Origin of the sequence: Acinetobacter septicus, from assembly GCF_019355975.1 — a bacterium.
In the GTDB taxonomy this organism is placed as follows: domain Bacteria; phylum Pseudomonadota; class Gammaproteobacteria; order Pseudomonadales; family Moraxellaceae; genus Acinetobacter; species Acinetobacter ursingii.
Map to the genome: position 1 here is coordinate 2,796,665 of NZ_CP079898.1, position 13,292 is coordinate 2,809,956.

The 13,292-nt window shown below is 42.9% G+C and carries 6 protein-coding genes, 6 tRNA genes, 3 rRNA genes and 1 pseudogene; 11 read left to right on the forward strand and 5 right to left on the reverse strand.

Annotated features, from left to right (window positions below; translation table 11 throughout):
* Positions 1-111 precede the first annotated feature (111 nt).
* The 6 genes from argJ (at position 112) to I6L31_RS13265 (ending at position 3,127) form a co-directional block, all read left to right on the forward strand.
* Positions 112-1,344 (forward strand): bifunctional glutamate N-acetyltransferase/amino-acid acetyltransferase ArgJ, encoded by a 1,233-nt coding sequence (argJ, locus tag I6L31_RS13240; RefSeq protein ID WP_004991244.1) that lies wholly within the window; start codon positions 112-114, stop codon positions 1,342-1,344.
* A 155-nt stretch (positions 1,345-1,499) separates the two neighbouring features.
* Positions 1,500-2,564: a quinolinate synthase NadA gene (nadA, locus tag I6L31_RS13245; protein WP_004991243.1), complete on the forward strand. Its 1,065-nt coding sequence runs from the start codon at positions 1,500-1,502 to the stop codon at positions 2,562-2,564.
* Positions 2,565-2,696: 132 nt separating this feature from the next.
* Positions 2,697-2,773: transfer RNA gene (locus tag I6L31_RS13250), tRNA-Pro, on the forward strand.
* Positions 2,774-2,845: 72 nt separating this feature from the next.
* Positions 2,846-2,922, forward strand: a tRNA-Arg gene (locus tag I6L31_RS13255).
* A gap of 34 nt (positions 2,923-2,956) precedes the next feature.
* Positions 2,957-3,032 (forward strand) — tRNA-His (locus tag I6L31_RS13260).
* 18 nt (positions 3,033-3,050) lie between these two features.
* Positions 3,051-3,127 (forward strand) — tRNA-Pro (locus tag I6L31_RS13265).
* 124 nt (positions 3,128-3,251) lie between these two features.
* Here the strand turns inward: I6L31_RS13265 and I6L31_RS13270 are convergent.
* From I6L31_RS13270 to I6L31_RS13280, 3 genes are read right to left on the reverse strand one after another with little or no spacing between them, the layout of a single operon-like run.
* Entirely contained in the window at positions 3,252-3,731 is a 480-nt protein-coding gene (locus tag I6L31_RS13270; RefSeq protein ID WP_004991242.1) for an OmpA family protein, read from the reverse strand.
* A 14-nt stretch (positions 3,732-3,745) separates the two neighbouring features.
* Positions 3,746-4,963 carry a sensor domain-containing diguanylate cyclase gene (locus tag I6L31_RS13275; RefSeq protein ID WP_004991241.1) on the reverse strand — a complete coding sequence of 406 codons (1,218 nt, stop codon included), beginning with the start codon at positions 4,961-4,963 and terminating at the stop codon, positions 3,746-3,748.
* Between the two features lie 6 nt (positions 4,964-4,969).
* Positions 4,970-5,437, reverse strand: a complete 468-nt coding sequence (locus I6L31_RS13280; RefSeq protein ID WP_004993942.1) for a YfiR family protein — start codon at positions 5,435-5,437, stop codon at positions 4,970-4,972.
* A 623-nt stretch (positions 5,438-6,060) separates the two neighbouring features.
* On the opposite strand from I6L31_RS13280, the gene I6L31_RS13285 reads away from it, so the two are divergent.
* The 5 genes from I6L31_RS13285 to rrf all read left to right on the forward strand — a co-directional run bounded on the left by I6L31_RS13285 (position 6,061) and on the right by rrf (position 11,503).
* A 16S ribosomal RNA gene (locus I6L31_RS13285) occupies positions 6,061-7,597 on the forward strand.
* A gap of 177 nt (positions 7,598-7,774) precedes the next feature.
* A tRNA-Ile gene (locus I6L31_RS13290) sits at positions 7,775-7,851 on the forward strand.
* A 55-nt stretch (positions 7,852-7,906) separates the two neighbouring features.
* Positions 7,907-7,982 (forward strand) — tRNA-Ala (locus I6L31_RS13295).
* 338 nt (positions 7,983-8,320) lie between these two features.
* Positions 8,321-11,213, forward strand: a 23S ribosomal RNA gene (locus I6L31_RS13300).
* Between the two features lie 175 nt (positions 11,214-11,388).
* Positions 11,389-11,503, forward strand: a 5S ribosomal RNA gene (rrf, locus tag I6L31_RS13305).
* Together the 16S, 23S and 5S rRNA genes with 2 tRNA genes alongside form the textbook arrangement of a ribosomal RNA operon.
* 78 nt (positions 11,504-11,581) lie before the next feature.
* On the opposite strand, the pseudogene I6L31_RS18585 reads toward rrf, so the two are convergent.
* Together I6L31_RS18585 and I6L31_RS13310 are read right to left on the reverse strand one after the other, a co-directional pair.
* Positions 11,582-11,719, reverse strand: a pseudogene (locus tag I6L31_RS18585) (protease); the annotation flags it as partial.
* Positions 11,720-11,746: 27 nt separating this feature from the next.
* Positions 11,747-13,126, reverse strand: a complete 1,380-nt coding sequence (locus tag I6L31_RS13310) for a dihydrolipoyl dehydrogenase (protein WP_004991237.1) — start codon at positions 13,124-13,126, stop codon at positions 11,747-11,749.
* Between the last annotated feature and the right edge of the window lie 166 nt (positions 13,127-13,292).

Genomic DNA, 13,292 nt, shown 5'->3' on the forward strand with positions numbered 1-13,292 from the left:
AGCAAGATTGCTGGTTTTTTTATTGCTGTAAAGTGAGTTTGAACGCTCGATTTTTATGTTATTTTGAACTAAGCTTTTCTTTTTCTATAACGAATTCATCGGATATTCAAAATGGCTGTTGGTGACGTAACAATGCCGCATATGCATGTGGTAAAGGGTGTAAAAATTGGTTCAACCCAAGCGTATGTGCGTTATCCCAATCGACGAGATTTAGTGGTATTCGAGTTTGCTGAAGGTTCGCAGGTTGCGGGTGTTTTTACCCAAAGTGCTTTTGCTGCTGCGCCCGTTTTACTCAGCAAAAAACATTTAAATGAAAGCTCATCCGCACAACAGCCGCGTTATCTCATTATTAATACTGGTAATGCCAATGCTGCAACAGGAAAACTCGGTTTAGAAAATGCGACTAAAACCTGTGCCAAACTGGCTGAACTGGCTCATGTACAACCTCATCAGGTTTTACCTTTTTCAACAGGCGTGATTGGTGAACAGCTTCCGATTGAGCGTTTATTAAATGGCATTCAACCTGCGTTGGACACATTAGATGAAGCAAGTTGGACAGATGCTGCTTTTGGCATTATGACCACGGATACCGTGCCTAAAGGGGCGTCTGAACAGTTTGAACTCGATGGTATCACTTATACCATGACTGGTATTAGTAAAGGTGCTGGGATGATTCGTCCCAATATGGCAACCATGCTGAGTTTTGTTGCAACCGATGCGCCGATCAGCCAAGCAATGGTTCAACAGTTATTGCAGACCACAGTCGAGCATTCATTTAACCGCATTACCATTGATGGTGATACTTCTACCAATGACTCTTGCATTTTTGTTGCCACAGCACAGGCGGGTGGAAATGTAATAGAGTCTAGCGATGATGCTCGTTATACCGTGGTGCTTGATGTACTCACCCGTATCATGAATCGTTTGGCACAATTGATTGTGCGCGATGGCGAGGGTGCTACTAAATTCATCACTGTGACTGTCGAGGGTGGAGCCAATACCCAAGAATGTTGTGACGTCGCGTATAGCATTTCAGACTCACCGCTGATCAAAACCGCTTTATTTGCTTCCGATCCAAACTGGGGACGGATTGTCATGGCGATTGGTAAAGCGGGCATTCAAAACTTGGATAGCAGCAAAGTTCAGGTCTGGTTGGGTGATGTGCAAATCTGTCTCGATGGTGGTGCAAATCCTGATTACACCGAAGAAATGGGTGCTGCGGTGATGGCAGAGAAAGAAATTACCATACGCGTTGATTTAGGGCGTGGTCAGGCGAAGGACACTGTGTATACCTGCGATCTGTCTTATGATTATGTCAAAATCAATGCAGATTACCGATCTTAAATATTTCGCTATAATTTAAGCTATAATCAGGCCTCCTCTGGGAGGCTTTTTTAACTGCCCGCTTTTGGTTCTCAAGTTATCAAATCATAGCCAGTAACTTGTGATGTAACGTTACAAGCATGCCAGCCCGTATGCAAAAGGATGAGAAGACGTTTATGAGTAGTGCGAATTTAATTGCGAACGACGCAAAAAACATTGTGCAGGCGCATTTAGATCGTTTAGGTGAGCCGAAAGATCAACACTTAAGTCCAGATGTTAAACAGGCAAAATTTGCGGAAATTGCAGCAGAACTCAAAAAACGTAATGCGGTACTTGTCGCACATTATTATTGTGACCCCGATGTACAGGAACTAGCAGAGCTGACTGGTGGATGTGTTTCTGACTCACTGGAAATGGCACGTTTCGGACGAGACCATGCTGCAAGCACATTGGTGGTTGCAGGTGTCAAATTTATGGGTGAGACGGCTAAAATCTTGTCTCCAGAAAAAACCATTTTAATGCCCACTTTGGAAGCCACTTGCTCACTGGATCTAGGCTGTCCTGTGGATGAATTTACTGCATTTTGTGATCAGCATCCTGATCATACTGTTGTGGTATATGCCAATACTTCTGCCGCAGTGAAAGCACGTGCTGATTGGGTGGTAACATCGAGTTGTGCCGTAGAAATTATTGAGCATTTAGACAGTTTGGGTGAAAAAATTATCTGGGCGCCAGATCAACATTTGGGGCGATATATCCAAAAGAAAACAGGTGCTGATATGTTGCTTTGGGATGGGGCCTGTATTGTACATGAAGAATTCCGCGCTCGTGGTATCGCCAATATGAAAGCGCTGTATCCAGATGCAGCTGTGTTGGTTCATCCTGAATCTCCAGAATCGGTAGTGGATATTGCAGATGCTGTGGGTAGTACTTCGCAACTGATCAAAGCCGCACAAACATTGCCACATCAGCGTTTAATTGTCGCTACGGATCGTGGTATTTTTTATAAGATGCAACAAGCGGTTCCAGATAAAATTTTAGTTGAAGCACCAACTGCGGGTGAGGGCGCGACTTGTCGTTCTTGTGCGCATTGCCCTTGGATGGCGATGAATGAGCTGGATGGAATTCTGCATGTATTACAACATGCCGATCAGGAAATACACGTCGACGCTGCTTTGGCACAACGGGCTAAACTTCCTCTGGATCGGATGTTGGCGTTTAGTGCTTCACTAAAACGCTAAAATGCTGCTTAAATATACATTCGATAAGGATTTTTAATTTTTTTTAATTCTAGGTGTTGACGTAATCACACGCCGCGCCTAGAATGCACACCGTACCGCACGATGTGCGATATAGCAAAAGCTGAGATAGATCGGAGCATAGCACAGCCTGGTAGTGCACCTGGTTTGGGACCAGGGGGTCGTAGGTTCGAATCCTACTGCTCCGACCATTTAAAATATTGTGATGTATTTGATATTTTAAATTCGGCGAAATATCGCATGATAGACATATCATCGGTTACGCGCCTGTAGCTCAGTTGGATAGAGCATCCGCCTTCTAAGCGGATGGTCACAGGTTCGAATCCTGTCAGGCGCGCCATTCGGTAGCTTGGTACTAAGAATCAAATTTTATGGTGGATGTAGCTCAGTTGGTAGAGCCCTGGATTGTGATTCCAGTTGTCGCGGGTTCGAATCCCGTCATTCACCCCACTCTTTTAAAGAGAGTATCGGAGCATAGCACAGCCTGGTAGTGCACCTGGTTTGGGACCAGGGGGTCGTAGGTTCGAATCCTACTGCTCCGACCATTTAAAACTTAAGTTTTAAAATAGATAAAATATCCGCTTAAATGCGGTTTTTTTATGTCAGAAATTTCTTCCTTTCAAAATATCTCCACCACATGATTGTCATGGAGATTTGAAAATTTTAAGTTTAAGGAATAATAATTACAGCAACACGACGATTTGCAGCACGATTTTCTTCAGTCGTATTGGGTACTAAAGGTTGTTCAGCACCGCGACCAACAATCTGTATATTTTGTACTTTAAAACCATGCGCTATGAAAATATTAGCAACGCTCTGTGCACGTTCTTGGGATAACTTCAAATTATATTGAGGAGCTCCAATATTGTCGGTATGTCCAACGATTTTCACTTTTTGCAAATCATATTTTTGCAACTGACGACTTAAACGTGAAATTTCCTGCTCATGTGCAGGTTGAATATCTGTTTTATCGAAATCAAATAACAATCGTTCTGGTAAACCGAGTGTCCAGCCTTCATCGGTCAGTACGAATCCTTCCTTTTTTAACATACGGACTTGTTTATATTTTAATGGGCCAAAACTTAAGCAACCAGAAAGAGCAATACAAATCATTGCTAAAAATGAAATTTTCAGGGAGTGGTTAAGCATATAGAATTCCAAAATTAAGGTTTATAAATAAACCAGTGGTGAGTTAAATGTTTTGCTTTATACATCGATTGATCGGCTTGCATGATCAAATCTTCTGGCGTAGTAGCGAATCTTGAAAATGCGATGCCTAAACTAAAGCTGAATTCAATAGATTGCCCTTCAAATAAAATCGGTGCTTTGCTACTGGCAATTAAATTTTCAGCAATCGTAATCAGGTGTTCAACTTGGTGAATGGATTGCAGAATGACGGCAAATTCATCTCCACCCAAACGTGCAATAAAATCTTGATGTCTCAGCTTTGATTTTAAACGCTTCGCCATTTCTTCTAGCACGGCATCACCTGCTAGATGTCCAAATTGATCATTGATTTGTTTGAAATTATTATTATCAATAAACATCAAAGCGGAATTCTGCCGTTTCTGGTGATCTTCAAATAAATCAACCAGTTCTTGATAAAAGTAGCTTCGATTTGGGAGCTGGGTTAAATGGTCATGATGTGCTTTAAATGATAATTGATGATTTTCATTTTGTAGATGTGTATGCCACGTTTGAATTTCTTCCAATAATTGATTAAATACATCATTTAAATCTTGAAACTCTTTAATATTATTATTTGGAAAGCGTAGGTTATATGCTTTTTGATCGCTGACGACCTGGGCAATCTGAGTCAATGGGCGCATGGATTGCATAATATAACGATAGGTCATATTGGTTGACCACCATAGCGCAATGACAATAAAAATCATGGCAATCGCAAGGCCAATTAGAATGGTAATAATAAACTGAATAATTTTTTCTGAACTTCCAAAAAGAACCAACTCACCAATTTTGTTGTTGTGATGATAAACTGTTAATTTAATAGGATCTTTTAGAAAAACATAATCTAAAAAGCTTTGGAGCTGACTATAATAAACAGGGGGTTTTGAACTCGATGCCAATTCTAAATGATTTTTGTCATAAATATGAATCGTACGAATCGAATGCTGCTCCGTATATTCATTTAAAATTTGTTGTAATGTGAGTTGATCTTTAAAAACCAGTGCAGGCTGAATCCGTTCACTCACGGTCAACCCTAAAATATTCAAATTTTGTTTGGCATAAGTTTCAATGGTAAATATTGAAATAAGAACAAACGTGAATGTACAGATAAAAAAAGTAATGGCAAAAATCGTTGCCTGAGATTTGCGGAATAAAGAATGTAAAGACTTAGATTTATACAGATTTGAAATCATTTCTCCTTACTCCGCATTGCGAGCTAAAAGTAGTACTCGAGGATCAATATGAACCTGAGAATAACTTAAAGAATCGAGATTAACTTTGAAGGTGGTTAATCCGCGCTGCGTGTATAAACAAAAAATGCTTCCGGTTTCACAATCAGGATTATTATTGCTAAAAGATAATAGGTTTCTTTGAGGATAAGCATTCACTAAATTTTGCTGTTGTTGGGGCGTGAGATTAGAAAAATAAACCGCCTGACATTGAGATTTCGAAAAATTGACCGCGCTCAGCCCTTGAATATGATATTCATAAGCAGATTGTTTGACTTGGCTTTGAAACGCTGCCGTTGCAACAGGATTATCAATGACACATAAGGTTGGTGTAATATTATTTGGCCATTTACTATAACTTAAAATGGCTAAAGTCAGGCTATAAGCATTATGGACAGAAACAGCGGGCACAGTTTCACAGGCCATTAGGATGACCATAGCAACAGCTAAACTTCTTCTTATACTGTAAAACATGTCAATAAAACTTATAAATATGCAACCGTCGTCTAATTCTACTTAAATTAGCTGTTTAAAAAAAGTTCTAAATATTTTTAACGAAAATAATAAAAAATGCTGAATTGTTTTCTAAATTAAGCTGATTGGTGCAAATAACAATCAAACCCGTCAAATATGATCAAAACATAGACGAAGGAGTGAAATCTTTAAAAAAAGGGGTTGCGTTGGTTGTAGAATGCTGTAGAATGCGCACTCATCGGCGGTGAAGCGGATAAAAACTTGTTGAAAAACAGGGTGTTGGTTGGGTCTTGAGGGATTTGATTGATATTTTGGTTGAGTAAAATGAGTTTTAAAAATATCTAAATTGCCTGTTGACTTTTAAGAGATTGAGAGTAATATAGCCGACCTAGCTTGATGCTGACGAAGCATGAAGAAGATCATTAAGAATATAGAAGAACAACTTGTGTGGATTTTTACTAATTGATTGATCGAAATATTATCATTAATTGATTGGTTTAAATTACTCGAAGTTTATTTGAGAGAATTTGTCAGTAATTGATGAGCCAGAATTGGCACCTTGTCTTTAATAAGGTGCGAAATGATTTTAACTGAAGAGTTTGATCATGGCTCAGATTGAACGCTGGCGGCAGGCTTAACACATGCAAGTCGAGCGGAGAGAGGTAGCTTGCTACTGATCTTAGCGGCGGACGGGTGAGTAATACTTAGGAATCTGGCTATTAGTGGGGGACAACATTTCGAAAGGGATGCTAATACCGCATACGTCCTACGGGAGAAAGCAGGGGATCTTCGGACCTTGCGCTAATAGATGAGCCTAAGTCGGATTAGCTAGTTGGTGGGGTAAAGGCCTACCAAGGCGACGATCTGTAGCGGGTCTGAGAGGATGATCCGCCACACTGGGACTGAGACACGGCCCAGACTCCTACGGGAGGCAGCAGTGGGGAATATTGGACAATGGGGGGAACCCTGATCCAGCCATGCCGCGTGTGTGAAGAAGGCCTTATGGTTGTAAAGCACTTTAAGCGAGGAGGAGGGTACTGGTATTAATACTACCAGGTACTGGACGTTACTCGCAGAATAAGCACCGGCTAACTCTGTGCCAGCAGCCGCGGTAATACAGAGGGTGCGAGCGTTAATCGGATTTACTGGGCGTAAAGCGTGCGTAGGCGGCTAATTGAGTCGGATGTGAAATCCCCGAGCTTAACTTGGGAATTGCATTCGATACTGGTTAGCTAGAGTGTGGGAGAGGATGGTAGAATTCCAGGTGTAGCGGTGAAATGCGTAGAGATCTGGAGGAATACCGATGGCGAAGGCAGCCATCTGGCCTAACACTGACGCTGAGGTACGAAAGCATGGGGAGCAAACAGGATTAGATACCCTGGTAGTCCATGCCGTAAACGATGTCTACTAGCCGTTGGTCTCTTTGAGGGATTAGTGGCGCAGCTAACGCGATAAGTAGACCGCCTGGGGAGTACGGTCGCAAGACTAAAACTCAAATGAATTGACGGGGGCCCGCACAAGCGGTGGAGCATGTGGTTTAATTCGATGCAACGCGAAGAACCTTACCTGGTCTTGACATAGTAAGAACTTTCCAGAGATGGATTGGTGCCTTCGGGAACTTACATACAGGTGCTGCATGGCTGTCGTCAGCTCGTGTCGTGAGATGTTGGGTTAAGTCCCGCAACGAGCGCAACCCTTTTCCTTATTTGCCAGCACTTTGGGTGGGAACTTTAAGGATACTGCCAGTGACAAACTGGAGGAAGGCGGGGACGACGTCAAGTCATCATGGCCCTTACGACCAGGGCTACACACGTGCTACAATGGTCGGTACAAAGGGTTGCTACCTAGCGATAGGATGCTAATCTCAAAAAGCCGATCGTAGTCCGGATTGGAGTCTGCAACTCGACTCCATGAAGTCGGAATCGCTAGTAATCGCGGATCAGAATGCCGCGGTGAATACGTTCCCGGGCCTTGTACACACCGCCCGTCACACCATGGGAGTTTGTTGCACCAGAAGTGGATAGTCTAACTGCAAAGAGGACGTTCACCACGGTGTGGCCGATGACTGGGGTGAAGTCGTAACAAGGTAGCCGTAGGGGAACCTGCGGCTGGATCACCTCCTTAACGAAAAGATTGGTTGATTGGTAAGAATCCACAACAAGTTGTTCTTCTGGTATCTGAATGAAAGATAGAAAAGGAACGAGTTTTCTCTTTTAATTTCAGAGATAAGTCATGCACTACGCGCTGCGCTTGTCTTGCGAAATAAAAAAAGAGATTATTAATCTCTTTTTTTATTTCTCAGGGTCTGTAGCTCAGTTGGTTAGAGCACACGCTTGATAAGCGTGGGGTCACAAGTTCAAGTCTTGTCAGACCCACCATTCTGACGAATAGATTAATGAGTACAGAGTTAAAGATACGTAAATGATATAAGCTGGGGACTTAGCTTAGTTGGTAGAGCGCCTGCTTTGCACGCAGGAGGTCAGGAGTTCGACTCTCCTAGTCTCCACCACGTACTTAAGAGAGTACGGGCTAGAGTAAATTATAGAGCTTAATAAATATAATGATTTATTAAGCTCTGTGATTAATCACAGTTTAATGTAGCTGACGAGGTTACATTAATTCATTAACAGATTGAGAATTGAGTCTGAAATAAATTGTTCACTCAATAACAAAGAGAGAAGAAGTCATTCTGATCTTAGAGTTAATTGAGAACTAGCAAATTAACTGAATCAAGCGTTTTGGTATATGAATTTAGATTGAAGCTGTACGGTGCTTAAGTGCACAGTACTTCAAACTGTAATGTTGGTAATACTACTTGTAGGTATTAACGACTGTTTGGGGTTGTATAGTCAAGTAATTAAGTGCATGTGGTGGATGCCTTGGCAGTCAGAGGCGAAGAAAGACGTGATAGCCTGCGAAAAGCTCCGGGGAGGCGGCAAATATCCATTGATCCGGAGATGTCTGAATGGGGGAACCCACCTACTATAAGGTAGGTATCAATAACTGAATACATAGGTTATTGAAGCGAACGAGGGGAAGTGAAACATCTCAGTACCCTTAGGAAAAGAAATCAATTGAGATTCCCTTAGTAGCGGCGAGCGAACGGGGATCAGCCCATTAAGTGATGTGTGTTTTAGCGGAACGCTCTGGGAAGTGCGACCGTAGAGGGTGATAGTCCCGTACACGAAAGGGCACACATCATGATGACGAGTAGGGCGAGGCACGTGAAACCTTGTCTGAATATGGGGGGACCATCCTCCAAGGCTAAATACTCCTGACTGACCGATAGTGAACCAGTACCGTGAGGGAAAGGCGAAAAGAACCCCTGTGAGGGGAGTGAAATAGATCCTGAAACCGCATGCATACAAGCAGTGGGAGCCGACTTGTTCGGTGACTGCGTACCTTTTGTATAATGGGTCAGCGACTTATATTCAGTAGCAAGGTTAACCGCATAGGGGAGCCGTAGAGAAATCGAGTCTTAATAGGGCGTTTAGTTGCTGGGTATAGACCCGAAACCAGGCGATCTATCCATGAGCAGGTTGAAGGTTGGGTAACACTAACTGGAGGACCGAACCCACTGTCGTTGAAAAGCCAGGGGATGACTTGTGGATAGGGGTGAAAGGCTAATCAAGCCTGGTGATAGCTGGTTCTCCCCGAAAGCTATTTAGGTAGCGCCTCGGACGAATACCATAGGGGGTAGAGCACTGTTTCGGCTAGGGGGTCATCCCGACTTACCAAACCGATGCAAACTCCGAATACCTATGAGTACTATCCGGGAGACAGACTGCGGGTGCTAACGTCCGTAGTCAAGAGGAAAACAATCCAGACCGCCAGCTAAGGCCCCAAAATCATAGTTAAGTGGGAAACGATGTGGGAAGGCATAGACAGCTAGGAGGTTGGCTTAGAAGCAGCCACCCTTTAAAGAAAGCGTAATAGCTCACTAGTCGAGTCGGCCTGCGCGGAAGATGTAACGGGGCTAAAACTATGTGCCGAAGCTGCGGATGTAACTTTAAGTTACGTGGTAGGGGAGCGTTCTGTAAGCCGATGAAGGTGTATTGAGAAGTATGCTGGAGGTATCAGAAGTGCGAATGCTGACGTGAGTAACGACAAAACGGGTGAAAAACCCGTTCGCCGAAAGACCAAGGGTTCCAGTCCAACGTTAATCGGGGCTGGGTGAGTCGACCCCTAAGGCGAGGCCGAAAGGCGTAGTCGATGGGAAATGGGTTAATATTCCCATACTTCTGTGTAATGCGATGAGAGGACGGAGAAGGTTAAGTCAGCCTGGCGTTGGTAGTCCAGGTGGAAGACAGTAGGCATGCATCTTAGGCAAATCCGGGGTGCTCTATGCTGAGAGTCGATATCAAGCTGTACTTGTACAGTGAAGTGGCTGATACCATACTTCCAAGAAAAGTCTCTAAGCTACAGTTACACAGGAATCGTACCCGAAACCGACACAGGTGGTCAGGTCGAGTAGACCAAGGCGCTTGAGAGAACTCTGCTGAAGGAACTAGGCAAAATGGTACCGTAACTTCGGGAGAAGGTACGCTGCTGACGGTGATGGGACTTGCTCCCTGAGCGGTTGGCAGCCGCAGAAACCAGGCCGCTGCAACTGTTTATTAAAAACATAGCACTCTGCAAACACGAAAGTGGACGTATAGGGTGTGATGCCTGCCCGGTGCTGGAAGGTTAATTGATGGGGTTAGCGTAAGCGAAGCTCTTGATCGAAGCCCCAGTAAACGGCGGCCGTAACTATAACGGTCCTAAGGTAGCGAAATTCCTTGTCGGGTAAGTTCCGACCTGCACGAATGGCATAATGATGGCGGCGCTGTCTCCAGCAGAGGCTCAGTGAAATCGAAATCGCTGTGAAGATGCAGTGTACCCGCGGCTAGACGGAAAGACCCCGTGAACCTTTACTGCAGCTTGACATTGAACTTTGACCTTACTTGTGTAGGATAGGTGGGAGGCTATGAAGATGTGACGCCAGTTGCATTGGAGCCGTCCTTGAAATACCACCCTGGTAATGTTGAGGTTCTAACTCTGCCCCGTAATCCGGGGCGAGGACCATGTCTGGTGGGTAGTTTGACTGGGGCGGTCTCCTCCTAAAGAGTAACGGAGGAGTACGAAGGTGCGCTCAGCGTGGTCGGAAATCACGCGTAGAGTATAAAGGCAAAAGCGCGCTTAACTGCGAGACCCACAAGTCGAGCAGGTACGAAAGTAGGTCTTAGTGATCCGGTGGTTCTGTATGGAAGGGCCATCGCTCAACGGATAAAAGGTACTCTGGGGATAACAGGCTGATACCGCCCAAGAGTTCATATCGACGGCGGTGTTTGGCACCTCGATGTCGGCTCATCTCATCCTGGGGCTGAAGCAGGTCCCAAGGGTATGGCTGTTCGCCATTTAAAGAGGTACGCGAGCTGGGTTTAGAACGTCGTGAGACAGTTCGGTCCCTATCTACCGTGGGCGCTGGAAATTTGAGAGGATCTGCTCCTAGTACGAGAGGACCAGAGTGGACGAACCTCTGGTGTACCGGTTGTGACGCCAGTCGCATCGCCGGGTAGCTATGTTCGGAAGGGATAACCGCTGAAAGCATCTAAGCGGGAAGCCTACCTCAAGATAAGATTTCCCTGTGACTATATGTCACCTAAAGAGCCGTTCAAGACTAGGACGTTGATAGGTTGGATGTGGAAGCATAGTGATATGTGAAGCTGACCAATACTAATTGCTCGTGAGGCTTGACTATACAACACCCAAACAGTTGTTGTATTCAAGATAAATTCGATACGAAAACTTGATTTAGTCAATAAACTAGTTACAATACCGACTCAATTTCCAATTCGTTAATAATTCTTTGGTTCGTAAGTAAGGCATACATTATTAAGTAATGTGAATAAGACCCCAAAACACCACAACAGTTTGCTGGCGACAATAGCAAGAGTGAACCACCTGATCCCTTCCCGAACTCAGAAGTGAAACCTCTTCGCGCTGATGGTAGTGTGGCGTTAGCCATGTGAGAGTAAGTCATCGCCAGCTTTTAAATCTAAGGCACCCCCTCCGCTTATGCAGAGGGGGTGCTTTTTTTTATAAAGAGAATAAATATAAATCAAAAACTTAATTAGCTGTTAATTCCTGAACGATAGCTTGGTTAAAGTATGGAATATCATCGGGATTACGTGAGCTAATCAATACCCAGCCTCCCGTGGTACATCGATGTACAGTTTCATCTACCCAGTTCGCACCTGCATTTTCAGGCTAGAGATCATACTTTAAATTGATTCAGCTTGATTTAATTTGCCGACGAGCATGTTTAAATGCGGTACGTAAGCCTTCTTCTAGCGTTGGATGATAATAAGGTTGTTCTAAGATCTCATCTAATGTGATTTCCTGTTGAATCATCCAGCAAAGTAAATGAGCCAAATGTTCTGCTGAATGTACAAATAATTCTGCCCCAAGTAGTTTTTGTGTTTTTTTATCTAAATAGACTTCGGCACCACCTCTATTTTTCCCTAATACTAATGCACGGCCTTGTTTCTCATAAGAAACGTAACCTGTCACAAAATCAATATTTTTATCTTGTAACTGACGATAGCTTTGCCCAGCAATAGCCATTTCAGGAGAGCAGAAAACTATACCTAAGGGCGTTAAATTTTTGATATTTTTGGTTTTGGGATAGTGTAGACAGTTATGTACTAATTTCCGCCCTTCATGCGCTGCCTCATGTTGAAGAGGGGTATCTGTATAAGCATCACCAGCAATAAATATGGGTAATTTACCTAATTGCTTTGTTTCTGGATGAATAGGAAGTTTTTTCACATCAGAAAATTGTGGATCAATTTTATTCAAATTTAGTGAATCTAATAAACTGGAACGCCCCGTGGCGTTAAGTAAATAATCAAACTTTTCTGTTTGTTCTGTTCCATTGTATTTGAAATTTAACTCAACTTGATGATCAGTTAACTTTACAGAATTAGGCAATGTTTCAAAGTAAATATTTAACTCTGTAGAAAGTTGTTGTTGTGCCAATTGTTGTAAATTTGGACTAGTTAGAATACCAACGCGTTTGCTACGCGCAAAAATAGCCGTTTTAGCACCGAGTCTTGAAAAGGCTTGGGCTAACTCGATCGCAATGACGCCACTACCGATGACTGCTAAAGAGCATGGAAGTTTTTTAAGCTCAAATATTTCATCTGATGTTATAAATTTTTCTTTTAAAAGATCTTTCCATTCCTGACTAGTGGCTGGTCTTGAGCCTACAGCAAGTATGAAAGATTTTGCCTGATAGTGTTTTCCATTGACTTCGATAGTGTATGAATTCATAAAAGTTGCTTTACCTGATAGCCGATGGTTTTTTGGCCAACTTTGTACATCTTTTATAGTCGCAGTAGTAAAACGATCTCTTAATGCGCGAACATGGGACATGACATGGGAAGTGTCAAATGAGGATTCAACTGAAATACCAACCTGATTAATGTGTTGACTATCATACATTCGATTGGCTGATGAAATGAGTACTTTACTTGGCATACAACCAACGCGGGCACAGGTCGTATCCCATGGGCCATCGTTAACGATTAAAATATTCTGGGTATATTTAACTGCTTCTTTATATGCACTGATACCTGCTGTACCTGCACCGATAATGATGAGATCGTACATATTCAATCCGTTTGAGTATTGTCTTATATTAAAATATTTCAGTTGCAATAATATATTAAGAAAATTACATGTTTTTTTAATTTTCTTAATAAAAAGATTTATTAAATTATGTCAGGATTAGATTGATAAATTATGTTAATTTGAGTAAATTTTCGTATAAAAGGTC

Coding starts and splice junctions, on each gene's coding strand:
- argJ (WP_004991244.1), top strand. CDS start 112: ATGGCTGTTGGTGACGTAACAATGCCGCATATGCATGTGGTAAAGGGT.
- nadA (WP_004991243.1), top strand. CDS start 1,500: ATGAGTAGTGCGAATTTAATTGCGAACGACGCAAAAAACATTGTGCAG.
- I6L31_RS13270 (WP_004991242.1), bottom strand. CDS start 3,731: ATGCTTAACCACTCCCTGAAAATTTCATTTTTAGCAATGATTTGTATT.
- I6L31_RS13275 (WP_004991241.1), bottom strand. CDS start 4,963: ATGATTTCAAATCTGTATAAATCTAAGTCTTTACATTCTTTATTCCGC.
- I6L31_RS13280 (WP_004993942.1), bottom strand. CDS start 5,437: ATGGTCATCCTAATGGCCTGTGAAACTGTGCCCGCTGTTTCTGTCCAT.
- I6L31_RS13310 (WP_004991237.1), bottom strand. CDS start 13,126: ATGTACGATCTCATCATTATCGGTGCAGGTACAGCAGGTATCAGTGCA.